Origin of the sequence: Janibacter zhaoxuefangae, from assembly GCF_050271985.1 — a bacterium.
Classification (GTDB): domain Bacteria; phylum Actinomycetota; class Actinomycetes; order Actinomycetales; family Dermatophilaceae.
The window spans coordinates 2,095,281-2,119,126 of record NZ_CP189849.1; the positions used below are offsets into that span (position 1 = coordinate 2,095,281).

16 protein-coding genes and 3 rRNA genes are annotated in these 23,846 nt (G+C 67.9%); 7 read left to right on the forward strand and 12 right to left on the reverse strand.

What is annotated here, in order from left to right; all coding sequences use genetic code 11:
• Positions 1-18 precede the first annotated feature (18 nt).
• On the reverse strand, positions 19-942 hold the full coding sequence (locus tag ACQBAS_RS09850) for a PfkB family carbohydrate kinase (protein ID WP_427383627.1): 924 nt from the start codon (positions 940-942) through the stop codon (positions 19-21).
• Positions 943-1,064: 122 nt separating this feature from the next.
• On the opposite strand from ACQBAS_RS09850, the gene ACQBAS_RS09855 reads away from it, so the two are divergent.
• The 4 genes from ACQBAS_RS09855 (at position 1,065) to ACQBAS_RS09870 (ending at position 7,334) form a co-directional block, all read left to right on the forward strand.
• On the forward strand, positions 1,065-2,975 hold the full coding sequence (locus ACQBAS_RS09855; RefSeq protein WP_427383628.1) for a vWA domain-containing protein: 1,911 nt from the start codon (positions 1,065-1,067) through the stop codon (positions 2,973-2,975).
• 82 nt (positions 2,976-3,057) lie between these two features.
• Positions 3,058-3,960 carry an AAA family ATPase gene (locus ACQBAS_RS09860; protein WP_427383629.1) on the forward strand — a complete coding sequence of 301 codons (903 nt, stop codon included), beginning with the start codon at positions 3,058-3,060 and terminating at the stop codon, positions 3,958-3,960.
• Entirely contained in the window at positions 3,944-5,485 is a 1,542-nt protein-coding gene (locus ACQBAS_RS09865; protein WP_427383630.1) for a VWA domain-containing protein, read from the forward strand. Before ACQBAS_RS09860 ends, ACQBAS_RS09865 begins: the two co-directional genes overlap by 17 nt.
• A gap of 64 nt (positions 5,486-5,549) precedes the next feature.
• The gene (locus tag ACQBAS_RS09870; protein WP_427383631.1) at positions 5,550-7,334 is read left to right on the forward strand and encodes an acetyl/propionyl/methylcrotonyl-CoA carboxylase subunit alpha; all 1,785 of its coding nucleotides are present in this window, start codon (positions 5,550-5,552) and stop codon (positions 7,332-7,334) included.
• A 73-nt stretch (positions 7,335-7,407) separates the two neighbouring features.
• Here ACQBAS_RS09870 and ACQBAS_RS09875 read toward each other — a convergent pair whose 3' ends face one another.
• The 3 genes from ACQBAS_RS09875 to ACQBAS_RS09885 form a co-directional block, all read right to left on the reverse strand.
• On the reverse strand, positions 7,408-8,013 hold the full coding sequence (locus ACQBAS_RS09875) for an antitoxin (RefSeq protein WP_427383632.1): 606 nt from the start codon (positions 8,011-8,013) through the stop codon (positions 7,408-7,410).
• Positions 8,014-8,140: 127 nt separating this feature from the next.
• Positions 8,141-9,037, reverse strand: coding sequence for a dihydropteroate synthase (gene folP / locus ACQBAS_RS09880; RefSeq protein WP_427383633.1), 897 nt, complete (start codon positions 9,035-9,037; stop codon positions 8,141-8,143).
• 38 nt (positions 9,038-9,075) lie between these two features.
• The gene (locus ACQBAS_RS09885) at positions 9,076-10,479 is read right to left on the reverse strand and encodes an NAD(P)H-quinone dehydrogenase (protein ID WP_427383634.1); all 1,404 of its coding nucleotides are present in this window, start codon (positions 10,477-10,479) and stop codon (positions 9,076-9,078) included.
• A gap of 117 nt (positions 10,480-10,596) precedes the next feature.
• On the opposite strand from ACQBAS_RS09885, the gene ACQBAS_RS09890 reads away from it, so the two are divergent.
• Together ACQBAS_RS09890 and ACQBAS_RS09895 are read left to right on the forward strand one after the other, a co-directional pair.
• Positions 10,597-11,385: a purine-nucleoside phosphorylase gene (locus tag ACQBAS_RS09890; protein WP_427385620.1), complete on the forward strand. Its 789-nt coding sequence runs from the start codon at positions 10,597-10,599 to the stop codon at positions 11,383-11,385.
• A gap of 52 nt (positions 11,386-11,437) precedes the next feature.
• Complete coding sequence (locus ACQBAS_RS09895; RefSeq protein ID WP_427383635.1) at positions 11,438-13,156, forward strand: phospho-sugar mutase; 1,719 nt, start codon at positions 11,438-11,440, stop codon at positions 13,154-13,156.
• A 36-nt stretch (positions 13,157-13,192) separates the two neighbouring features.
• Here the strand turns inward: ACQBAS_RS09895 and ACQBAS_RS09900 are convergent, their stop codons facing one another.
• The gene (locus tag ACQBAS_RS09900; RefSeq protein ID WP_427383636.1) at positions 13,193-13,846 is read right to left on the reverse strand and encodes a PH domain-containing protein; all 654 of its coding nucleotides are present in this window, start codon (positions 13,844-13,846) and stop codon (positions 13,193-13,195) included.
• A 61-nt stretch (positions 13,847-13,907) separates the two neighbouring features.
• On the opposite strand from ACQBAS_RS09900, the gene ACQBAS_RS09905 reads away from it, so the two are divergent.
• The gene (locus ACQBAS_RS09905) at positions 13,908-14,537 is read left to right on the forward strand and encodes a uridine kinase family protein (protein ID WP_427383637.1); all 630 of its coding nucleotides are present in this window, start codon (positions 13,908-13,910) and stop codon (positions 14,535-14,537) included.
• 12 nt (positions 14,538-14,549) lie between these two features.
• Here ACQBAS_RS09905 and ACQBAS_RS09910 read toward each other — a convergent pair whose 3' ends face one another.
• The 7 genes from ACQBAS_RS09910 to ACQBAS_RS09940 all read right to left on the reverse strand — a co-directional run bounded on the left by ACQBAS_RS09910 (position 14,550) and on the right by ACQBAS_RS09940 (position 23,812).
• Entirely contained in the window at positions 14,550-15,716 is a 1,167-nt protein-coding gene (locus ACQBAS_RS09910; protein WP_427385621.1) for an adenosine deaminase, read from the reverse strand.
• Positions 15,716-16,111, reverse strand: coding sequence for a cupin domain-containing protein (locus ACQBAS_RS09915; RefSeq protein WP_427383638.1), 396 nt, complete (start codon positions 16,109-16,111; stop codon positions 15,716-15,718). Before ACQBAS_RS09915 ends, ACQBAS_RS09910 begins: the two co-directional genes overlap by 1 nt.
• Before the next feature lie 105 nt (positions 16,112-16,216).
• Positions 16,217-16,333 (reverse strand): 5S ribosomal RNA (rrf, locus tag ACQBAS_RS09920).
• Positions 16,334-16,431: 98 nt separating this feature from the next.
• Positions 16,432-19,535: ribosomal RNA gene (locus ACQBAS_RS09925) — 23S ribosomal RNA — on the reverse strand.
• A gap of 403 nt (positions 19,536-19,938) precedes the next feature.
• Positions 19,939-21,460: ribosomal RNA gene (locus tag ACQBAS_RS09930) — 16S ribosomal RNA — on the reverse strand.
• Together the 16S, 23S and 5S rRNA genes form the textbook arrangement of a ribosomal RNA operon.
• A gap of 700 nt (positions 21,461-22,160) precedes the next feature.
• A complete protein-coding gene (locus ACQBAS_RS09935) occupies positions 22,161-23,465 on the reverse strand; it encodes a thymidine phosphorylase (protein WP_427383639.1) in 1,305 nt (434 codons plus the stop codon).
• Positions 23,462-23,812 (reverse strand): cytidine deaminase, encoded by a 351-nt coding sequence (locus ACQBAS_RS09940; RefSeq protein ID WP_427385622.1) that lies wholly within the window; start codon positions 23,810-23,812, stop codon positions 23,462-23,464. The genes ACQBAS_RS09935 and ACQBAS_RS09940 overlap by 4 nt, the downstream gene beginning before the upstream one ends.
• Positions 23,813-23,846: the final 34 nt, after the last annotated feature.

The window sequence follows — 23,846 nt, forward strand, 5'->3', positions numbered from 1 at the left end:
TCGACGCTCCGTCTCAGCTCAGGACTGAGCGGCGAGGAAGGCGTCGATCTCGACCGCGGAGGGTGCCGTGGAGGGTCCGCGACGCGTCACCTTGATCGCCCCACCGGCGTTCGCGCGCCGCGCGGACTCGGCCCACGGCAGGCCGGCTGCGCGGCAGGCGACCAGGACGCCGGTGTGGGTGTCGCCGGCCCCGTTGGTGTCGACCGGCTTCTGCGGGTAGCCGTCGAGGTCGGTGGTCTCGCCATCGGCATGGACGGCGCAGCCCTGCGGCCCATCACGAACGACGGCGACGGCGCCCGTGGGCAGGTGCTCCAGGCACTTCGGGGCGGCGACGACGATGTCGGACTCTCCGGTCAGCGCCTCGCTCTCCTCTGCGTTGCCCGTCCACACGGTCGTCAGCGCAAGCATCTGCGTGCGCGTCTCGTCGGGGAGTTCCTCGAAGATCGCCCCAGGGTCGAGGACGACCTCGACACCTGCGGGGAGCCCGGCCAGCCACTGCAGCAACGGGTCTCGCGTCGTGCCCGTGAGGCTGTAACCGCTGACGCAGACGAGGTCGCCCGCCTGTGGGTCGGCCGTCTGCAGCGACTCGACGGTGATGAGCCGCTCCGCGGCTTGGGTCGTGACGAAGGTGCGCTCGGCCGTCGGCTCGAGCATGACGACGCAGATGCCGGTGTCGAGGTCGGGCACGACGGGGCTGGAGACCGTGACACCTTCCGCCTTCAGCGCCGCACGGACGAGCTCACCGTGCGGGCCGGTGCCAGTGGCTCCCGCGTGGACGCATTCCGCGCCCTGCCGCGCGGCGGCAAGCAGGATGTTGACCGCTCCCCCGGCATACTCCTTCGGCGGCGGGGCCATGACGTTCCCACCGCGACGAGGGAGGGACGGCACCTCGACGACGACGTCGACGAGCGCCTGAGCGGTGTGGATCACCCGGGGAGACATGGACGGCAGCGTATTGCGTCCGCCCGCCTGCGCCGAGAAGCACACCGATCTCCTTCCGATTGCATCTTTGCTATTGCAAATAGTAGGGTGAGCGCGCACCGCCAACGAAGGGGGACTTCACGATGCGGATCCTTGCCGCTCTCATCACTGCCGCCACTGTCACGCTCACCGGAGCGGCGCAGTCGGCCTCGCCCGCTGCCGCCACCACCAGCGTGGATGAGCCGGTGCCGGGCAAGTTGCTGCTCATGCTCGACGCGTCCGGATCGATGAAGGCCCAGGACCCCAGCGGACTCACCAAGATCAACGCGGCGAAGAAGGCCCTCACCGGCCTCGTCGACGCCCTGCCCGACACCGCCCAGGTCGGCCTGCGCGTCTACGGCGCCACCGTCGACGGCAAGGGCAAGCCCACCACCGCCGCCTGCGCCGACACCCAACTCATCCACCCCATCGAGGCACTGGACAAGCCCACGCTCACGTCCACCATCAAGGACATCAAAGCCCTGGGCGAAACCCCCATCGCGCACTCCCTCAAAGAGGCCCTGAACGACCTCGGCACGGAAGGCAAGCGCAACATCGTCCTTGTCTCCGACGGCGAAGAGTCCTGCGTCCCCGACCCCTGCCCCACCATCAAGAAACTCACCACAGCCGGCGTCGACCTCCAGATCGACACCGTCGGCTTCGGCGTCGACGCCAAAGCCCGCAAGCAACTCCAGTGCCTCGCCGACGCCGGCAAGGGCAGCTACTACGACGCCCAGGACGCCTCCCAACTCGCCAACAGCCTGAGCAAGCTCGGACAACGCGCCCTCCGCCCCTTCACGACCACCGGCACGCCCGTCACCGCAGCCCCGTCCGCCGAGACGGGGCCGGTGCTCAAGGCCGGTCAGTACACGGACACGTTCGCTCCGGGCGGCCCGGCCCGCTTCTATCGGATCGAGCGTGCGCCCGGCTCGACGGTGCGGATGTCGGTGAGCATGCGGCCGCCGAAGCCGGGTGACACGTGGCTGGAGGAAATGGAACTCAAGGTCACGGATGAGCAGGGCGCGCTGTGCGCCTCGGATCTCGACAACCGGTTCAATCCCGAGGGACTCCTCCAGGTCATGGTCGCCCGCGTGGTCGTCGACGGCGACGGCGACGACCCGTGCCAGACGGGCTCGCTGATCGCCAGCGTCGTCCGGGGCAAGAACGGGGCGCCCGATGCCCCGGTGGAGGTCCTCGTCATGGAGGAGCCTCCCGTGTCCGAGGTCGACTCCTTGCCGGCGGCACTCGGCGAAGCCCAGTCGATCACCGCACCGGCCACGGGCAAGGCCCAGCCGATCGTGGGCGGTGGGGGTTTCTCCGATGCCGTGACGATCACCGAGGGGATGCACACCGAGGTCGTCCTCCCGGGCGAACAACTCTTCTACAAGATCCGACTCGAGCACGGCCAGCGTGCGGCGTTCACCCTGGACGCCCCCGCGCCCGGGACCGCCACACCGGAGTTCCACGGCACCGACGCGGCGATGTTCGACATCGTGTCGTGGAATCCCGCGCGGGAGCCGTTCAACCACTCCTCCGCCGAGCCCTCCTCCCGGGAAGCCTTCAACGGAGATGGCCCGGTCGTCGCGAACGCCTTCGTCCCGGAGGTCCGGTACCGCAACCGCGAGGGTGATGACCTGGACGTCGCGCCGGCGTCCATCGCGGGGTACTACTACTTCTCCCTCGGACGAGACGTGGAGGCTGCCGATTCCACGGCCAACGTCCCACTGACCGTCCGCATCCGTGTCGCGGTGGACGGCGAACCGACCGCCGAACCGGCCTATGCCGGGCCCTCCCCCGACGCGTCCGCGTCCTCCAGCGACTCAGCGTCCCCCAGCACTTCGGCGTCACCCAGTGGGTCGGACACGACCGCAGCCGCGCCGGACGACGTCGCCACGGATGACGGGGGCTCGGGCTGGTTGCCCTGGGCCGTTCTGGGTCTGGTGGCGGTGCTGGGAGCCCTGGGTGCGGCCATCCGGATCATCCAGGTGCGGCAACGCAGCCAGGCGAACACCTGAGCAGACCCGCCTGCTTTGCTAGGACGTGTCGCACCACCCCCGCCTCACCCCCACCCCACCGCGACCCGAGCGAGAGGCCACCATGGCGATCGAGACCACCCCCCGCTTCGCCTCGGTCGACGACGTGCTGACCCGCCTCGCCGACGTCGGCTACCTGGCGTCCGACGCCATCGCGACGACCGTCTATCTGGCCGAGGCGCTCGGCAAACCACTCCTCATCGAGGGCCCGGCCGGTGTCGGCAAGACCGCGCTGGCGGCCGCGGTGGCGAACGCGACCTCCTCCGAACTCATCCGCCTCCAGTGCTACGAGGGCGTCGACGAGGCCCGCGCCCTCTACGAGTGGAACCACGCCAAGCAGCTCCTGCGGATCACGGCGGCGGGCGCCGGGCACGCCGAGGGCGCGCAGTGGGACGAGGTCCACTCCGACATCTTCACCGACGAGTTCCTCCTCGCCCGCCCGTTGCTGCGCGCCATCCGGAGCGAGCGCCCCGCCGTGCTCCTCGTCGACGAGCTCGACAAGGCGGACGTGGAGATCGAGGGCCTGCTGCTCGAGGTCCTCGGCGACTTCCAGGTGACCGTGCCCGAGCTCGGGACGATGACGGCCACGCACCGCCCCTTCGTCGTCCTCACCTCCAACGCCACCCGCGAACTGTCCGAGGCGTTGCGGCGCCGCTGCCTCTTCCTGCACATCGACTACCCCGAGGCCGACCTCGAGCGGCGGATCGTCGAACTCACCGTCCCCGACCTCGACGACGCCCTCGTCGCCTCCCTCGTCCGGCTCGTGCGCGCGCTGCGCGGGCAGCGACTGCGCAAGGCGCCGTCCGTCGCCGAGACCATCGACTGGGCCCGCACCCTCGAGACCCTCGGCGTCGACGAACTCACGCCCGCGTGGGTGCGCGAGACCCTCGGCGTCGTCCTCAAACACCAGGACGACATCCTCCGGGCCTCGGCGACGCTCGACCTCGACCGTGACCTCACCCGCTGACGCGACCTCGCCCGCCTCGCCCCTGACGGCGCGGCTGGTGCAGCTCGCGCGCGAGCTGCGGCGCCACGGGATCACCGTGGGCACGAGCGAGGTCGTCGACGCGGCGGCCGTCGTCGTCGCGCTCGGCATGGACGACCGCGAGCGCCTGCGCGAGGGGCTCGCGGCGACGATGATGCGGATGGCGGGGCAGCGATCCGTCTTCGACCAACTCTTCGACATCCACTTCCCGGCCGCGGTCGGCGGCCGCGCCGCGCTACTCGACCCGGAGTCGCCACTCCCGGACGACGCCTCCCCCACCGAGAAGGCCGCGCACCTGCGGGAGCTGCTCGCCCGCGCCCTCGCCGAGCGGGACCAGGCCGCGCTCGACCTCCTCGCCGTGCGCACCGTCGAGGAACTGGGCCGCCTGCGCAACGCGGCGAGCAACGGCGGCTGGTCGGCCATGCAGGCGCTCGACACCCTCGCCCCGCAGACGGCGATCGTCGCCGCGCTCCGCCGCGCCCGCGACGCGGGCGATGCCGAAGGGGGCTCCGGCACCGGGAGCGCGGGGTCGGGTGACGGGTCGGGGGCCTCCGGCGGCGGCGGGTCGGGCGAAGGCAGCGGGGGCGGGGCCGGCGGCGGGTCCGCGCCCGGCGCCCCGCGCGCGGAGCACCTGTCCGACCGCTTCGATCGCGACGAGATCCGGGCGGCCGTGGCCGCCTTCCGACGGGCGGTGGAGACCGAGAGCACTCGGCGCAACGTGGAGGTGCGCGGCGCCGAGCGGATCAGCCGCTACGGCGTGCGCGATCCCCTCGAGCGCCGGCCGTTCCTCCTCACCGGTCGCACCGACGCCGACGAGATCCGGGCCGTGATCGCACCCCTCTCGCGCACGCTCGCGAGCCGCCTCGCGGCCAAGCAGCGCCGGCACGCGCGCGGCACGATCGACATCCGCCGCACGCTGCGCGCCAGCATGTCGACCGGCGGGGTCCCCATCGCTCCGGCCTGGCGGCGTCGGGTGCGCGGCCGCCCCGACCTCGTCCTGCTCTGTGACATGTCGGGCTCGGTCAGTGGGTTCAGCCGGTTCACGATGCTGCTCATGCAGTCGCTGTCCGGGCAGTTCCGGCGGGTGCGCATCTTCGGCTTCATCAATGTCGTCGACGAGATCACCGAGCAGGTCGCCGCGGCCGGACTCGGCGAGGACGTGCGCGACGTCGTCGTCGCCACCGCGACGATGGCCGCCTGGCACGGCAACAGTGACTACGGCACCGCCCTCGCGGAGTTCGTCGAGCACCACCTCGACGCCATCGGCCCGCGGACCACGGTGCTCATCCTCGGCGACGCCCGCAGCAACAACACCGACCCGCGGCCAGACGCCCTGCGGGACATCGCCGCGCAGGCCAAGCACGTCGCGTGGCTCAATCCCGAGCCCGTCGCGCAGTGGGGATCGGGCGACTCGGTGGCCCCGACGTATGCCGAGATCGTCGACATGCACGAGTGCCGCAACATCGAACAACTGCGACTTTTCGTCACCCGAATCCTGCCGGTGTGAGACGTCCGTCCCACCGGGCCTGTGAGAGCGGTGGCGCCGCTGCTGACCCGCTAGAGTCCGTCGCATGCCGAGCATCAACAAGGTCCTCATCGCGAACCGTGGCGAGATCGCCGTTCGCATCGCCCGCGCCTGCCAGGACAGCGGGATCGCCTCCGTCGCCGTCTACGCCGACCCCGATCGTGACGCTCTCCACGTCAAGGTCGCCGATGAGGCATATGCCCTCGGCGGCTCGACCCCCGGAGACAGCTACCTCCTGCAGGACAAGCTGATCGACGTCGCCAAGCAGGCCGGCGCCGACGCCGTGCACCCGGGCTACGGGTTCCTCGCGGAGAACGCCGACTTCGCCCAGAAGGTCATCGATGCCGGACTCACCTGGATCGGCCCCTCCCCCGAGGCGATCGACGCCCTCGGCGACAAGGCCAAGGCCAAGCACATCGCCGTCAAGGCCAACGCCCCGCTGGCCCCGGGCACCAAGGACCCGGTCAAGGACGCCGACGAGGTCGTCGCGCTGGCCCAGGAGTTCGGTCTCCCCATCGCCATCAAGGCGGTCTACGGCGGTGGCGGCCGCGGCCTGAAGGTCGCCCGCACCCTCGAGGAGATCCCCGAGCTGTTCGACTCCGCCGTCCGTGAGGCCGTGACCGCCTTCGGTCGCGGCGAGTGCCTCGTCGAGAAGTTCCTCGACAAGCCGCGCCACGTCGAGACGCAGTGCCTCGCCGACCAGCACGGCAACGTCGTCGTCGTCTCCACCCGCGACTGCTCGCTGCAGCGCCGCAACCAGAAGCTGGTCGAGGAGGCCCCGGCCCCCTTCCTCACCGACGAGCAGAACGCGGAGCTCGTCCGCGCGTCGAAGGCCATCCTCAAGGAGGCCGGCTACGTCGGCGCCGGGACGTGCGAGTACCTCGTCGCCCAGGACGGCACGATCTCCTTCCTCGAGGTCAACACGCGCCTGCAGGTCGAGCACCCGGTCACCGAGGAGGTCACCGGCATCGACCTCGTGCGCGAGCAGTTCCGCATCGCGGCCGGCGAGGAGCTCGGCTACGACGACCCCAAGCCGCACGCGCACTCCTTCGAGTTCCGCATCAACGGCGAGGACGCGGGGATGAACTTCATGCCTGCCCCCGGCACCGTCTCCCGCTTCTCGCCCCCCACCGGTCCCGGCGTGCGCCTCGACACCGGCATCGTCGAGGGCGACACCATCGCGGGCGCCTTCGACTCCATGCTCGCCAAGCTCATCGTCACCGGACGCGACCGCAAGCAGGCGCTCGAGCGCAGCCGCCGCGCGCTCAAGGAGTTCGTCGTCGAGGGCATGCCGACGGTCCTCCCCTTCCACGAGGCCGTCGTCAACGACCCGGCCTTCGCGCCCGACGGCGACGCGCCCTTCACGATCTACACGCGGTGGATCGAGACGGACTTCGACAACCAGATCGCCCCCTTCGCCGGGGAGCACGCCGAAGGTGAGGAGCCCGCGGAGCGCCAGAAGCTGACCGTCGAGGTCGGCGGCAAGCGCCTCGAGGTCGTCCTGCCGGGTGGCCTGTCGCTCGGTGGTGGCGCGGGTGCCGCGAAGAAGAAGGCGCCCAAGCGGTCGGTCGGCGGCAAGAAGGGTGCCGGCGCGTCCGGTGACTCCCTCACCGCCCCGATGCAGGGCACGATCGTCAAGGTCGCCGTCGAGGAGGGCGCGACCGTGGCCGAGGGCGACACGATCATCGTCCTCGAGGCCATGAAGATGGAGCAGCCGATCAAGGCACACAAGGCTGGCACCGTCACGGGCCTCGACGCCGAGGTCGGCGCGACGGTCTCCAACGGCGCCGTCCTCTGCGAGATCAAGGACGCCGCGGCCGACGAGGCCTGATCCTCACCGCACGACGACGAAGGTCGCCCCACCAGTTGGTGGGGCGACCTTCGTCGTCGTGGTGCGACCGTCGTCACTCGGCGGGCAGCGCGCCCTTGCCCGGCTCGGCCTGGCTCGCGGTGCCCGGCTGCGGCTCCGGGGTGGACGGCGTGCCCGGCGTCGTGGTGTCGGGTGTGGCCGTGTCGGGTGTGGTCGTGTCGGGCGTGGTCGTGTCGGGTGCAGGGGTCTCCGTCGTCGACGGCGTTCCCGGGTCGGCGGGGACACCGCTCGTGTCGGGCTCGGGCACCGTCTGACCCGGAGTCTCCTGGGGAGCGCCACCGGGCGTCTCGCCGGGAGTGGCCGGGGCGTTCGGGTCCGCGGGCTGCGGGTCCTCGGTGCCCGGCGAGGGGTTGGGCGCCGGCGTCGGCGCCGTGGGCTCAGTCGGCTCGGCAGGCGTGTTGGGCTCAGACGGCGTGGTCGGCTCAGCGGGCGTCGTCGGCTCGGCAGGCTTCGTCTCCTCCGGCACCCCGAGCTGCCCCTCGAGCACGTCCCCACCCTGCTCGATCTGGTCGGTGTACTTCCCACCGGTGCGCTCGTCGATGGCGTCCTGGATCTTGTCGATCGCGCTCCGGGCGGTGTCCGGGTTGTCGGCGATGATGTCCTTCACCTTGTTGATGATGTTGTCGGCGGCGTCGCTCATGCGGTTGCTCCTCGGTTCGAGACGGATTCCACGATCGGGCGGGGCCCCATGACCAGCCCACCACCTCGACATTACCCACGCCGTGGGCGTCGCGCGGCCCGAGGAAACTGTGGATTCCCCTGCGGGGTCAGGCCGGCTCGCCGCGGCGGCTGACCGCGGGCGGGCGCCAGCCGCCGATCGAGGCGACCATGTCGAGCGTCTCCCGGGTCGCCCGCACGTCGTGGGCACGGAAGACGGTCGCCCCCAGCCACGCGGAGATCGCCGTGGCGGCGAGAGTCCCGTGGAGGCGGTCCTCCACCGGCAGGTCGAGGGTCTCCCCCACGAAGTCCTTGCGGGAGATGGCCTGCAGCACGGGATGTCCCAGGGCCACGACGTCGGCCGTGTGCCGCACCAACGTCAGGGAGTGCCGCGTCGTCTTGCCGAAGTCCAGCGTCGGGTCGAGCAGGATCCGCTCGCCCGGGATACCCGCGGCCAGGGCGCGCTCGGCGGCGGCGCGCAGGGTCGCGACGACGTCCTTGACGACGCCGTCGGGCTCGGGTGGATAGGTGACACCGACGGGGTCGGTGCGCGGCGGCAGGCCACCGGTGTGCGAGCAGACGATCCCCGCGCCGATCTCGGCCGCGACTGCCACGAGCTCGGGGTCGTGCCCCGCCCAGGTGTCGTTGACGACGTCGATGCCGTGGAGCGCGAGCGCGCGCACGACCTCGGAGCGCCACGTGTCGATCGACAGGATGACGTCGGGGTGCTGGCGACGTGCCTCGAGGACGAAGGGGGTCAGCCGGTCGATCTCCATCTCGGCCGAGACGTGCTCGCCCTCCTGCCCCGCGCGCACGGCACCGACGTCGATCAGGTCGGCCCCGTCGTCGACGGCCCGCCCGAGGGCGGCCAGCGCGTCGTCGAGGTGGGCGTGCCGTCCCCCGGCAAAGAAGGAGTCCGACGTGCGGTTGATGATCGCCATCACCGCCGGGTGCGCCGCGTCGAAGGTGCGTCCGCGCAGCACGAGCGGCGCCGGGCGGGCGCCCATGCCCCCTGCCCCGGCTCCTCGGCCGTCGGCCGGACTCATCAGTCGATCGCGTGGAGGCGGCGCGCCGCCTCCGCGAGCGAACCCGTCAGCGACGGGTAGACGGTGAAGGTCGAGGCCACCTGGTCGACGCTGAGACGGTGCTGGACCGCGAGCGCCACGGGGAAGATCAACTCCGAGGCGCGCGGCGCGACGACGACGCCACCGAGGATCGTGCCGGACCCCCTCGCGGAAAACAGCTTCACGAAGCCCTCGTTGATGCCGAGCATCTTGGCCCGGGGATTCGTCGCGAGCGGCATCATCACGCTGTCGACCTCGACACCACGCTCGGCGATCTCCCGCTGCGAGCGCCCCACGGTCGCGATCTCGGGGTCGGTGAAGATGTTGGCCGCCACGGCGCCGACCCGCAGCGGCGCCACGGCGTCGCCGAGGGCGTGCTGCATGGCCAGGCGGCCCTGCATGGCGGCGACGGAGGCGAGGGCGAAGACACCGGTGCAGTCACCCGCGGCGTAGATCCCACGCACCGAGGTCCGGGACACCCGGTCGACGGTGATGTGACCGGAGTCCGCGACCTCGACGCCGACCTCCTCGAGACCGAGGTTCGCCGTGCGCGGGACGGCGCCGACGGCGAGCAGCACGTGCGACCCCTCGACGGTGCGACCGTCCTCGAGGCGGACGATGACGCCGTCCTCGGTGCGCTCGGCGCCGGCCATCCGGGACCGGTTGAGCACCTCCATGCCGCGCTTGCGGAAGACGTCCTCGATGAGCGCGGCGGCGTCCTCGTCCTCACCGGGCAGCACGAGGTCGCGCGAGGAGACGAGGGTGACGTCAGCGCCGAGGCCGAGGTAGGCCTGCGCGAGCTCGGCGCCGGTGACACCGGACCCGACGACGATGAGCTTTTCGGGGAGCTCCTCGAGCCCGTAGATCTGTTGCCAGGTGAGGATCCGCTCGCCGTCGGGCTGGGCGGTCGGCACAACACGCGGCGTCGCGCCCGTCGCGATGAGGATGACCTCGGCGGCGAGCGTCTCGACGCCGTCCTCGGTCGTCGCCTCGACGGACGTCGGCGTGAGCAGGCGACCGACCCCCTTCACCACTCGGACTCCGACCTCCGCCAGACGGGCTCCGATGTCCGCGCTCTGCGCGGCGGCGAGGGCGAGGACACGGCCGTTGACCTCGGCGAGTTGGGCGCGCGCGTCGGAGACCTCGTCACCCTCCTCGTCCTCGAGGTGCACCCCCAGATCGGAGGCGGTCTCGAACTCGGACATGTAGTCCGCCGTCGAGATCAGCGTCTTGCTGGGCACACAGTCGGTGAGCACCGCGGCCCCGCCCAGGCCGTCGCTGTCGATGATCGTCACGTCGGCCCCGAGGTGGGCGCCCACGAGGGCCGCCTCGTAGCCGCCGGGTCCGCCACCGATGATGACCACTGAGGTCTTGCGCTTCGTCACGAGGCCATCCAACCACCCCCGCCCATCACCTCGTGGATGGGCGGGGCGACCGGTAGCCTGCGGTGGGTGACCACTGACGCAACGACCCTCGATCTCGACGACCCCGCCACGGACCCGATGGAGGTCGCCCGCGCGGCCGCCGCCGTCATCGCCGAGCGCACCGGGGCGGACCACCACGACGTGGCCCTCGTGCTCGGTACCGGGTGGAAGGAGGCCGGGACCCTCCTCGGCGAGACGCTCGCCGAGATCGACAACACGGACGTCCCGGGCTTCCACGGCGCGGCCCTCTCGGGCCACACCAGCTCGATGCGCTCGGTCGCCATCGGCGACACCGGCAAGCGCGCGCTGGTCTACGGCACCCGCAGCCACTACTACGAAGGTCGCGGTGTCCGCTCCGTCGTGCAAGGCGTCCGGACCGCGGCCGCGGCCGGCTGCTCCGCCATCGTGCTGACGAACGGCTGCGGCGGCCTCAACCCCGAGTGGGCTCCCGGCACGCCGGTCCTCATCAGCGACCACATCAATCTCACGGCGACCTCCCCCATCGAGGGCGCGAACTTCGTCGACCTGACCGACCTCTACAGCCCGCGGCTGCGCCAGCTCGCGCGCGAGGTCGACGGCAGCCTCGAGGAGGGCGTCTACGTGCAGTTCCGCGGGCCGCACTACGAGACGCCCGCCGAGGTCCGGATGGCCATGGCGATCGGCGGCGACCTCGTCGGCATGTCGACGTCACTCGAGGCCATCGCCGCCCGCCAGAGCGGCCTCGAGGTCCTCGGCATCTCCCTCGTCACCAACCCGGCCGCTGGGATCTCGGCGACACCGCTCAACCACGAGGAGGTCGTCGAGGCCGGCAAGGCGGCCAGCGCCCGCTGCGGCGCCCTGCTCGCCCAGGTCGTCGGCCGACTCTGACCGCCTCATCCACCTTCGCCAACGTCGCCCGACGCACCCTCAGGAGAGACCCATGGCCTATATGGGACGCCACACCACGACCGCCGATGACGGGATCCGCTCGGACCTGTTGGCCGCCGCCACCGCGTGGGCGCAGGACGACCCCGACGACGCGACCCGCGCCGAGCTCGAGGCCGTCATCGCGAAGGTCGAGACGGGCGACGCCGAAGCCGAGGCCGACCTGAAGGACCGTTTCGCGGGCATTCTCGAGTTCGGCACGGCCGGCCTGCGTGGCCGCCTCGGGGCCGGCCCCAACCGGATGAACCGCGCCGTCGTGCTCCGCGCGGCCGCCGGCCTCACGGCGTACCTGCAGCAGAAGGTCGCGGCCCCCTTCGTCGTCATCGGCTACGACGCGCGGCACAACTCCGACGTCTTCGCGCGCGACACCGCGGCCGTCGTCGTCGCCGCGGGCGGACGCGCGGCCCTCCTCCCGCGCACCCTGCCGACGCCGGTGCTCGCCTACGCCGTGCGGCACCTCGGCGCCGACGCCGGGGTCATGGTGACGGCCAGCCACAACCCGCCGCAGGACAACGGCTACAAGGTCTACCTCGGCGACGGCAGCCAGATCGTGCCGCCCGCCGACGCCGGCATCGCCGACGAGATCGCGAAGGTCGCCCGCGTCGCGGACATCGCCCGCGCCGCCGACGGCTGGGAGACCCTCGGCGACGACCTCGTCGCGGCGTACCTGACCGCCGTGGCCGGGGTCGTCGCAGCGGACAGCCCTCGTGACCTGACCATCGTCCACACCTCGCTGCACGGCGTCGGGGACGAGGTCGTCGGCCGCGCCTTCGCCCTCGCCGGCTTCCCCGAACTCGTCACCGTCGCCAGCCAGGCCGAGCCGGACCCCGACTTCCCCACCGTCTCCTTCCCCAACCCCGAGGAGGACGGCGCCCTCGACGCGGCGATCGCGCTGGCGACGGAGGTCGGTCCCGACCTCGTCATCGCCAACGACCCCGACGCCGACCGCTGCGCCGTGGCGGTGCCCGCCCTCGACGCAGACGGCGTGCGCACCGGGGACTGGCGCCTGCTGCGTGGGGACGAGCTCGGCGTTCTGCTCGGCTCGCACCTGCTCATGCGGGGCGTGCCGGACGGGCACCGGATGGCCAACTCCATCGTGTCGTCGCGACTGCTGGCCGCCATGTGCCGCCAGGCCGGCGTCGACCACGAGGAGACGCTCACGGGGTTCAAGTGGATCTCCCGGGTGCCCGACCTGCACTTCGGCTACGAGGAGGCACTCGGCTATTGCGTGGCGCCCGACCTCGTCCGCGACAAGGACGGCGTGTCCGCCGCCCTCCTCATCGCCGAGCTGGCCGCGATCATGAAGTCCGAGGGCAGCTCCCTCCTCGCCGTGCTCGACGACCTCCACGAGCAGCTCGGCGTGCACGCCACCGACTCCTTCTCGATCCGCGTGGCCGACCTGGCCGACATCGCCACGCTCATGGAGCGCCTGCGCACGAACGCCCCGACCCAGATCGCGTCGGTCCCGGTCACCTCGGCCGAGGACCTCGCCAACGGCACCGAGACGCTGCCGCCCACGGACGGTCTGCGCTACGTCCTCGACGACGACTCGCGGATCATCGTCCGGCCCTCCGGGACCGAGCCCAAGCTCAAGGTCTACCTCGAGGTCATCGAACCCGTCGCCGGCCGCGAGGACCTCGCGGATGCCCGGGCTCGTGCCGCGGATCGGCTCGCCGGGGTGCGCGCCGACATGGAGCGGCTCACCGCCCTCTGAGCTGCCCCGTGGCGGGACGGGTCAGCAGGAGGCAGGTCAGACGACCAGCAGCGCCAGCGCCACCACGAGGTAGCCCACGACCAGCACCGAGGCAACCAGCCCGGGCAGGTGGCGACGGTGCCGGACGCCGGGATCCGACGGCGCCGTGATGAGGCCGAGGGACACCCCTTCGTCCCACTCCCCCTTGGCCTGGCGCACGAGGTCGGCGGCCCGAGCGGGCGTCATCCGCCCGCTCTCGACCTTCCCCGCGGCGTCGCCGACGTAGAACTCGTCCTGGAGCTGCTCCGACCTCTGGAGTCCGTGCGAGCGGACCGGCCGGGCGGCGCTGACCGCGACCGCCCCGTGCGTGCCCGCGCTGGACCACACCTCGAGGTTCCACCGCGCAACGCCGTCCTCGACGGCGCCCCAGTCGACCATGGTCGTCGTCAGCGGGTTGCGGATCTCGACACCCTCGTCGTGCAGCGAGACGCGCGGCCGGCCGAGGTAGAGCCACGCAAGCAGCGCGACCCCGAGCAGGAGCGCCATGAGGACGTGGTGGGTGGGGTCCGTGACGAGGAGGAAGGCGACGAGCGCCACCACCCCGAGGGCGAGCGCCCAGCCGAGCACCACCGACGGCAGTTGCCGCAGGACCAGCCGCGGCGCGGACCACGCACGGGCCGTCGTCCGATCGCCCGTCACCGCAAACGTCACGCCACGCACTCCTCATCCCGGCCCGACGACCACCGTCGAGCATCCGCCTAGACTACGCGCCGTGCCTCACTCCCCCGCCCCGACGCCGCAGACGCCACACGGCCGCGTGGTCGTCCTCGCGGGCCCCTCCGGCGCCGGCAAGTCCCGACTGGCGCAGCGGCTGCACGAGGCCCATGGCTGGCCCGTCGTGCGGCTCGACGACTTCTACCACGACGCCGACCACCCCGACCTGCCCCGCAGCGAGGGCCTCGGGATCGTCGATTGGGACCACCCCGGCTCGTGGGACGCGGCCTCCGCCCTGAGCGCCCTGCGCCGGCTGTGCGAGACCGGCACCACCGACACCCCCGTCTACGACATCTCGGCCAGCGCGGCCGTCGGCACGACGGAGGTCGTGGCCCAACCCGACGACCTCATCCTCACCGAGGGCATCTTCGCCGCGGAGATCATCGAGGACCTGCGCAAGGCCGGCCTGCTCCACTCCGCCTGGGCGATCCACCACCGGCCCGCGGTCACCTTCCTCCGCCGGCTCACCCGCGACCTCAAGGAGCGACGCAAGCCGCCGCTCACCCTCGTCCGGCGCGGCCTGTCCCTCATGCGCGACGAGCCCGGCGTCGTCGCCCGGCAGGAGGCGCAGGGCGCCGAGCCGGCCAGGGCGAAGGTGGTCGAGCGCCTCTTCGAGGACCTCCCCTGATCTGGTGGTCGGTCAGGCCACGCCGAGGGCGGCGTAGCCGGGCTTGACCACCCGATCGATGAGGTCGAGTCGCTCGTCGAAGGGGATGAACGCGGACTTCATCGCGTTGATCGTCACCCACCGCAGATCCGCCAGGTCCCAGCCGGCGTCGTCGATGAGCAGCTGCGCCTCGTGGCTCATCGTCGCGCCGCTCATGAGCCGGTTGTCGGTGTTGAGGGTGACGCGGAAGCGCAGGTCCTTGAGCAATGTGATCGGGTGCAGCGCGATGGACTCGGCAGCGCCCGTCTGGACGTTGCTGCTGGGGCACATCTCGAGGGGGATGCGGGCGTCCCGGATGTAGGCCGCCAGCCGACCGAGCTTCGCCTCTGCAGGGGCGCCGGCGAGTGCGGCCGCAGGATCGTCCACGAAGGCGACCCCACCGGAGACGATGTCATCGACGATCCGCACCCCGTGGCCCAGTCGGTCGGCGCCACACCACTGGATGGCCTCCCAGATGCTCGGCAGTCCGAAGGCCTCACCGGCGTGGATCGTGAAGTGCGCGTTCTCCCGCCGCAGGTACTCGAAGGCGTCGAGGTGACGGGTCGGCGGGTGTCCGGCCTCCGCGCCGGCGATGTCGAAGCCCACGACACCCTGGTCGCGGTAGCGGACGGCCAGCTCGGCGATCTCCCGCGACTTCGCCGCGTGACGCATGGCGGTGAGCAGCGCACCCACCCGGATCGGAGTGCCAGCCGCAGCGGCCTCGGCCTCCCCCGCCCGGAAGCCGTCGTTCACCGCCTCGACGACCTCCTCGAGCGCCAGCCCACCCTGCAGGTGCTGCTCGGGTGCATACCGGCTCTCGGCGTAGACGACACCGTCAGCGGCGAGGTCGAGCACGCACTCCCGCGCAATGCGCTGGAGAGCCTCGGGCGTCTGCATGACCGCGACCGTGTGGTCGAAGGTCTCGAGGTACCGCACGAGGGAACCCGAGCTGGCGCTGTCGACGAACCACGCCTCGAGTTCGCCGGCATCGGTCGCCGGGAGCGACTCGTAGCCCATCTCGTCCGCGAGATCGATGATGGTCTGCGCACGCAGGCCACCGTCGAGGTGGTCGTGCAGCAGCGCCTTGGGCGCCTTGCGCACGACGTCATCGGCGAAGGGTGGTGTCACCGCGGCCCCGTCGGGCCGCCGCCGGCCGAAGATCACGGGGTCTCCTCGGTCGTCGTTCCGATGCCGGCTGGGTCCTCGTCCTCGCGGTTGACCGTCTCCGGGGAGAAGGCGGGCAGGCACACGGCGACGTACTCCGCGCCCTCCGGACCGCAGGAGTAACGGACCCGCTCCCCCGCATGGGTCAGGATGCTCTGGCCGGCCGGCACCTCGATGGTGCCGCCGTCGTGCTCGACGAGCACGAGGCCGGCCAGGACGAGGGTGATCTCATCGAAGGCGGGCCGCTGCCCAGGCTCCGCCCACCCGGGCGGCGCCTTCATGTGGGCCACCGACACGGCGTCTGTCCCGGTGTTGACGCGGCCGACGTGTTCGTCGATGACCTTGCCACCGGGCACGGGGATGGTGGTCGGGGAGGTGATGAGTTGAGGCACTACGCCACCCTACTCGCGCCCCCACGCCGGCTGTCGTGGAACGCGAAGTGTGCGGTGAACGCAAAGAAGCCCCCGACTCATGTCGGGGGCTTCTTCACAATGTTTGTCCGGCTGCGTCCTACTCTCCCACACCGTAACCAGTGCAGTACCATCGGCGCTGAAGGGCTTAGCTTCCGGGTTCGGAATGGAGCCGGGCGTTTCCCCTTCGCTATGACAGCCGAAACTCTATGGAGATGTCAAACCAGTCACGAGCTAGTGTCGGAGGTTTGTATCTCGGGAACTGCACAGTGGACGCGAGCAAACAGAAATCTTTTTAAGTGTGTATCAAGTTATCGGCTTATTAGTACCAGTCAGCTACATGCATTACTGCACTTCCACGTCTGGCCTATCAACCCAGTAGTCTACTGGGAGCCTCTCGGACTAAAAGTCCATGGAAACCTCATCTTGAAGCGTGCTTCCCGCTTAGATGCTTTCAGCGGTTATCACTTCCGAACGTAGCCAATCAGCGGTGCTCCTGGCGGAACAACTGACACACCAGAGGTTCGTCCATCCCGGTCCTCTCGTACTAGGGACAGCTCTTCTCAAGTTTCCTACGCGCACAGCGGATAGGGACCGAACTGTCTCACGACGTTCTAAACCCAGCTCGCGTACCGCTTTAATGGGCGAACAGCCCAACCCTTGGGAGAGACTCCACCCCCAGGATGCGACGAGCCGACATCGAGGTGCCAAACCATCCCGTCGATATGGACTCTTGGGGAAGATCAGCCTGTTATCCCCGGGGTACCTTTTATCCGTTGAGCGACGGCGCTTCCACAAGCCACCGTCGGGTCACTAGTTCCGACTTTCGTCCCTGTTCGACCTGTCAGTCTCACAGTCAAGCTCCCTTGTGCACTTGCACTCGACACCTGATTGCCAACCAGGCTGAGGGAACCTTTGAGCGCCTCCGTTACATTTTAGGAGGCAACCGCCCCAGTTAAACTACCCACCAGGCAATGTCCCTGATCCGGATCACGGACCGAGGTTAGACATCCAAAATGACCAGAGTGGTATTTCAACGTTGACTCCACACACACTGGCGTGCATGCTTCACAGTCTCCCACCTATCCTACACAAGCCATTCCGAACACCAATACCAAGCTATAGTGAAGGTCCCGGGGTCTTTCCGTCCTGCTGCGCGTAACGAGCATCTTTACTCGTAGTGCAATTTCGCCGAGTTCGCGGTTGAGACAGTGGAGAAGTCGTTACGCCATTCGTGCAGGTCGGAACTTACCCGACAAGGAATTTCGCTACCTTAGGATGGTTATAGTTACCACCGCCGTTTACTGGGGCTTAAATTCTGAGCTTCCCCCAAAGGGATCTAACCCGTCCTCTTAACCTTCCAGCACCGGGCAGGCGTCAGTCCGTATACATCGTCTTGCGACTTCGCACGGACCTGTGTTTTTAGTAAACAGTCGCTTCTCCCTGGTCTCTGCGGCCCATCTTCCTAGCCCGCAAGGGGCTTCAGAATCCGGGCCCCCCTTCTCCCGAAGTTACGGGGGCATTTTGCCGAATTCCTTAACCACGATTCACTCGATCGCCTTGGTATTCTCTACCTAACCACCTGAGTCGGTTTGGGGTACGGGCGGCTCGAACCTCGCTAGAAGATTTTCTAGGCAGCATAGGATCACCCTACTTCCCCCATACGGGGTCACTATCAGGTCTCAGGCTATGTGAGTTGCGGATTTGCCTACAACTCGCCCTACACCCTTAGACGTGGACTACCATCGCCACGCGGAGGCTACCTTCCTGCGTCTCTCCATCGCTTGACTACTACGAGATCGGGTCGCGCGCTCCACCCACACCAGGACCGAAGTCCACGGTGGGTTTCAGGCGCTTAGCATCACTCGGTTCATCATGGGCGGTTCTTCGCCGGTTCCGGAATATCAACCGGATGTCCATCGACTACGCCTGTCGGCCTCGCCTTAGGTCCCGACTTACCCAGGGCAGATTAGCTTGACCCTGGAACCCTTGGTTATTCGGCGGACGGGTTTCTCACCCGTCATTCGCTACTCATGCCTGCATTCTCACTCGTGTGGCATCCACGGCTGGATCACTCCGCCGCTTCGCTCGCCACACGACGCTCCCCTACCCATCAACACGCCTGGACCCCAAAAGGGCCGAGCAATATGTCAATGCCACAGCTTCGGTGGTGTGCTTGAGCCCCGCTACATTGTCGGCGCGGAATCACTTGACCAGTGAGCTATTACGCACTCTTTAAAGGGTGGCTGCTTCTAAGCCAACCTCCTGGTTGTCACGGCAACTCCACATCCTTTCCCACTTAGCACACGCTTTGGGACCTTAGCTGGTGGTCTGGGCTGTTTCCCTCTCGACTACGGAGCTTATCCCCCGCAGTCTCACTGCCACGCTCTCACTTACCGGCATTCGGAGTTTGGCTAACGTCAGTAACCTGGTGAGGCCCATCGGCTATCCAGTAGCTCTACCTCCGGTAAGAAACACGTGACGCTGCACCTAAATGCATTTCGGGGAGAACCAGCTATCACGGAGTTTGATTGGCCTTTCACCCCTACCCACAGCTCATCCCCTCAGTTTTCAACCTAAGTGGGTTCGGTCCTCCACGACGTCTTACCGTCGCTTCAACCTGGCCATGGGTAGATCACTCCGCTTCGGGTCTAGACCCAGCGACTAAAACGCCCTATTCGGACTCGCTTTCGCTACGGCTTCCCCACACGGGTTAACCTCGCCACTGAGCACTAACTCGCAGGCTCATTCTTCAAAAGGCACGCCGTCACCCCACAAGGAGGCTCCGACGGATTGTAGGCACACGGTTTCAGGATCTATTTCACTCCCCTCCCGGGGTACTTTTCACCTTTCCCTCACGGTACTTGTCCGCTATCGGTCACCAGGGAATATTTAGGCTTAGCAGGTGGTCCTGCCAGATTCACACGGGATTTCTCGGGCCCCGTGCTACTTGGGATATCTCTCTGGAGTTCGAGCCATTTCGTCTACGGGGGTCGCACCCTCTATGCCGGGTCTTTCAATACCCTTCGACTATGACACGAATTTCTGACTCCATGCTGTCATGTCAGTGACAACTGAAAGATCCCACGACCCCTTACCTGCAACCCCTGACAGGTATCACACAGATAAGGTTTAGCCTCTTCCGCTTTCGCTCGCCACTACTCACGGAATCGCGGTTGCTTTCTCTTCCTGTGGGTACTGAGATGTTTCACTTCCCCACGTTCCCTCTACCCACCCTATATATTCAGGTGGGAGTGACTGGACTTGCCTCCAGCCGGGTTTCCCCATTCGGAAATCCTCGGATCACAGTCTGGTTATCGACTCCCCGAGGCTTATCGCAGATTCCTACGTCCTTCTTCGGTTCCTGGTGCCAAGGCATCCACCGTGCGCCCTTAAAAACTTGAGCCACAAAGATTAAGATGCTCGCGTCCACTGTGTAGTTCTCAACATACAAACGAGACAACCCCACCCAGATGAGCCACCCACCAGCAACCGCCGGCAGTATGAAACTCGAGCAGGGCCTCGCACTTCCAAGAGACCAGCCAACAAACCAACCCCACGTGAGCTCACACCCACCAGGATCAATCCGTCGTCCGAGCCCTCAGGACCCAACAACGTGTCAAGCAGCCGACCACACCCCGCCTTGCCGTTCCATCCCCCCACACTCTCCAAAGAAAGCATGACGGGCGTACTAGACGCCACGAAGCACCATCAGCTGCCAAATAATCGATGTTCCACCCTGAGCACCTGCTGCCCCACATTCGGGGACAGACCAGGCTCTACGACACTATGTGCCGAATGCTCCTTAGAAAGGAGGTGATCCAGCCGCACCTTCCGGTACGGCTACCTTGTTACGACTTAGTCCCAATCGCCAGTCCCACCTTCGACGGCTCCCCCCACAAGGGTTGGGCCACCGGCTTCGGGTGTTACCGACTTTCGTGACTTGACGGGCGGTGTGTACAAGGCCCGGGAACGTATTCACCGCAGCGTTGCTGATCTGCGATTACTAGCGACTCCGACTTCATGGGGTCGAGTTGCAGACCCCAATCCGAACTGAGACCGGTTTTTTGGGATTCGCTCCACCTTACGGTATCGCAGCCCTTTGTGCCGGCCATTGTAGCATGCGTGAAGCCCAAGACATAAGGGGCATGATGATTTGACGTCATCCCCACCTTCCTCCGAGTTGACCCCGGCAGTCTTCTATGAGTCCCCACCATAACGTGCTGGCAACATAGAACGAGGGTTGCGCTCGTTGCGGGACTTAACCCAACATCTCACGACACGAGCTGACGACAACCATGCACCACCTGTATACCGACCACAAAGGGGGCACCCATCTCTGGATGTTTCCGGTATATGTCAAGCCTTGGTAAGGTTCTTCGCGTTGCATCGAATTAATCCGCATGCTCCGCCGCTTGTGCGGGCCCCCGTCAATTCCTTTGAGTTTTAGCCTTGCGGCCGTACTCCCCAGGCGGGGCGCTTAATGCGTTAGCTGCGGCACAGAACTCGTGGAATGAGTCCCACACCTAGCGCCCAACGTTTACGGCATGGACTACCAGGGTATCTAATCCTGTTCGCTCCCCATGCTTTCGCTTCTCAGCGTCAGTAGTGGCCCAGAGACCTGCCTTCGCCATCGGTGTTCCTCCTGATATCTGCGCATTTCACCGCTACACCAGGAATTCCAGTCTCCCCTACCACACTCTAGTCTGCCCGTACCCACTGCAAGTCCGAGGTTGAGCCTCGGAATTTCACAGCAGACGCGACAAACCGCCTACAAGCTCTTTACGCCCAATAATTCCGGACAACGCTCGCACCCTACGTATTACCGCGGCTGCTGGCACGTAGTTAGCCGGTGCTTCTTCTGCAGGTACCGTCACTTTCGCTTCTTCCCTGCTGAAAGAGGTTTACAACCCGAAGGCCTTCATCCCTCACGCGGCGTCGCTGCATCAGGCTTTCGCCCATTGTGCAATATTCCCCACTGCTGCCTCCCGTAGGAGTCTGGGCCGTGTCTCAGTCCCAGTGTGGCCGGTCGCCCTCTCAGGCCGGCTACCCGTCGTCGCCTTGGTGAGCCATTACCTCACCAACAAGCTGATAGGCCGCGAGTCCATCCCAGACCGAAAAACTTTCCACACCATACCCATGCGAGTTGGTGTCATATCCGGTATTAGACGCCGTTTCCAGCGCTTATTCCAGAGTCTGGGGCAGGTTACTCACGTGTTACTCACCCGTTCGCCACTAATCCACCCAGCAAGCTGGGCTTCATCGTTCGACTTGCATGTGTTAAGCACGCCGCCAGCGTTCGTCCTGAGCCAGGATCAAACTCTCCATTAATGTCATGCGTACCACCACACCAAAAGCGCGGCGTTACAACAATAAACCCGAAGGGTTCAGATCTGACTGAGCAAGAACAACTAGCAAAAAACTAGCAATTCCAATTCAACCAAAGAAATATATTCACCCATGAAGCAACACTCCCCTGCCAGGAAGACAGGAAGAACGCCACCCCACAGACGAGGTATTGGCATCGATTTTTGACACGCTGTTGAGTTCTCAAGGATCGGACGCGCACCCCACCCACACGAAACTCGCGGGAGTGAAAGGGGCAACCGTTCTAACTTACCGCTTCCATGCTTGGGCGTCAAACTCGTGACCCGCTCTCTGAGCGGCCGAGTCCGTCGCGCTTGGATCTTCTGCGGCGGCTTCCAACCTTAGCGGCCTTGTCGGCTGCAACCAAATCCGTGTCCGCTTCCTGGTGGAAGCCTCTCCGGCTTTGGTCATCGGCTGGACATCAGCTCGTGGGACCGGCCTGCCTCGCGGTGCTCCGAGGAGCTCCTGCTGTGGTGTCCGTTCCTCCCTTGCGGGCTGACTTCGAGAAGATTACACATACGGAGCGTGAACACCAAATCCGGTCCCCGGGCGGGGGTCTGAGGCACCTCCGGTGCCGGATTCCCTTGCCGGACAAGGGTGCTCGCGACGCGGTCCCCTGCCGGCGGGCAGGCCCTCAGCCCGCACGCCCTCAGAGATGGCGCGCTCAGTCGATGCGGTCGATGAGCAGCGGCGTCGGAGCCACCGCTCCCCCGTCGGCGATGTCCCACGCACCATCCAGGGACTCGATCGCCCGGGCGAACTTGTCCGGGGTGTCGGTGTGCAGCGTCATGAGGGGCTCGCCCTTGCGAACGGTGTCGCCCGGCTTGGCGTGCAGCTCCACGCCGGCGCCGGCCTGGACCGGGTCCTCCTTGCGAGCGCGCCCAGCGCCGAGGCGCCACGCGGCGACGCCCACCTGGTAGGCGTCGAGGCGACCGAGCACCCCGTCCGCGTCCGCGAGGACCTGCTGGTTCTCCTTCGCCACCGGCAGCGTGGCATCCGGGTCGCCGCCCTGGGCCGCGATCATCCTGCGCCACACGTCCATGGCGCGTCCGTCCTGGAGTGCGGCGGCCACGTCGACGTCCGGCTTCCCCGCAGCGGCGAGCATTTCCTGAGCCAGCGCCACGGTGAGTTCGACGACGTCGGCCGGTCCCCCACCGGCGAGCACCTCGACGGACTCGCGCACCTCGAGGGCGTTGCCGGCGGTCAGGCCGAGCGGGGTCGACATGTCGGTCAGCAGAGCCACGGTCTTCACCCCGGCGTCCGTGCCGAGGGCCACCATCGTGCGGGCCAACTCGGTGGCGTCCTCGCGGGTCTTCATGAAGGCGCCCGTGCCGACCTTGACGTCGAGCACGAGGGCCCCCGTCCCCTCGGCGATCTTCTTGCTCATGATCGACGAGGCGATCAGCGGGATGGCCTCGACCGTGCCGGTGACGTCCCGGAGCGCATAGAGCTTCTTGTCCGCAGGGGCCAGGCCTGCACCTGCCGCGCAGATGACGGCGCCGACGTCCTCGAGCTGGCGCAGCATCTCGTCGTTGCTGAGATCGGCGCGCCAGCCCGGGATGGACTCGAGCTTGTCGAGCGTCCCGCCGGTGTGGCCCAGCCCTCGGCCCGACAGCTGCGGGACGGCCACGTCGAAGACGGCCACGAGCGGGGCGAGCGGCAGCGTGATCTTGTCGCCCACTCCCCCCGTCGAGTGCTTGTCGGCGGTGCCACGCGAGAGGCCGGAGAAGTCCATCCGCTCACCCGAGGCGATCATCGCCGCGGTCCAGCGCGCGATCTCCCGGCGGTCCATGCCGTTCAGCAGGATCGCCATGGCGAGCGCGGACATCTGCTCGTCGGCCACACCGCCGCGGGTGTAGGCGTCGATCACCCAGTCGATCTGCCCGTCGGAGAGAGCGCCACCGTCGCGCTTCGTGCGGATGACGTCGACGGCGTCGAACTGTGCGGTCGTCGAGCTGGCGTCACTCATCGGGACTCCTCGAGGTTGTCGGGTCCGAAGGCCTGCGGGAGGACCTCGTCCATCCGCAGCACGCCCTCGGGGGTCATCAGTCGGCAATCGGGACCGCCGTGCTCCCACAGCAGCTGCCGGCACCGACCGCAGGGCATGAGCGCCTCGCCGTCACCACCCACGCAGTAGACGGACGTGAGTCGTCCCCCGCCGGTCCGCACGAGTTCCGAGACCATGCCGCACTCGGCGCACAGCCCGACGCCGTAGGCGGCGTTCTCGACGTTGCAGCCGGAGACGGTCCGGCCGTCGTCGACAAGGCCGGCGACCCCGACCGGGAAGTGCGAGTACGGGGCGTAGGCCCGACGCATCGCGGCGATGGCCTCGCGCTGGAGGCCGTCCCAG

What these genes read in the sequence shown, in the direction of transcription:
- ACQBAS_RS09935 (WP_427383639.1), bottom strand. Translation starts at nt 23,465, where the DNA reads ATGAGTGACGCCAGCTCGACGACCGCACAGTTCGACGCCGTCGACGTC.
- ACQBAS_RS09870 (WP_427383631.1), top strand. Translation starts at nt 5,550, where the DNA reads ATGCCGAGCATCAACAAGGTCCTCATCGCGAACCGTGGCGAGATCGCC.
- ACQBAS_RS09860 (WP_427383629.1), top strand. Translation starts at nt 3,058, where the DNA reads ATGGCGATCGAGACCACCCCCCGCTTCGCCTCGGTCGACGACGTGCTG.
- ACQBAS_RS09895 (WP_427383635.1), top strand. Translation starts at nt 11,438, where the DNA reads ATGGCCTATATGGGACGCCACACCACGACCGCCGATGACGGGATCCGC.
- ACQBAS_RS09850 (WP_427383627.1), bottom strand. Translation starts at nt 942, where the DNA reads ATGTCTCCCCGGGTGATCCACACCGCTCAGGCGCTCGTCGACGTCGTC.
- ACQBAS_RS09855 (WP_427383628.1), top strand. Translation starts at nt 1,065, where the DNA reads ATGCGGATCCTTGCCGCTCTCATCACTGCCGCCACTGTCACGCTCACC.
- ACQBAS_RS09890 (WP_427385620.1), top strand. Translation starts at nt 10,597, where the DNA reads ATGGAGGTCGCCCGCGCGGCCGCCGCCGTCATCGCCGAGCGCACCGGG.
- ACQBAS_RS09875 (WP_427383632.1), bottom strand. Translation starts at nt 8,013, where the DNA reads ATGAGCGACGCCGCCGACAACATCATCAACAAGGTGAAGGACATCATC.
- ACQBAS_RS09940 (WP_427385622.1), bottom strand. Translation starts at nt 23,812, where the DNA reads ATGCGTCGGGCCTACGCCCCGTACTCGCACTTCCCGGTCGGGGTCGCC.
- folP (WP_427383633.1), bottom strand. Translation starts at nt 9,037, where the DNA reads ATGGGCGCCCGCCCGGCGCCGCTCGTGCTGCGCGGACGCACCTTCGAC.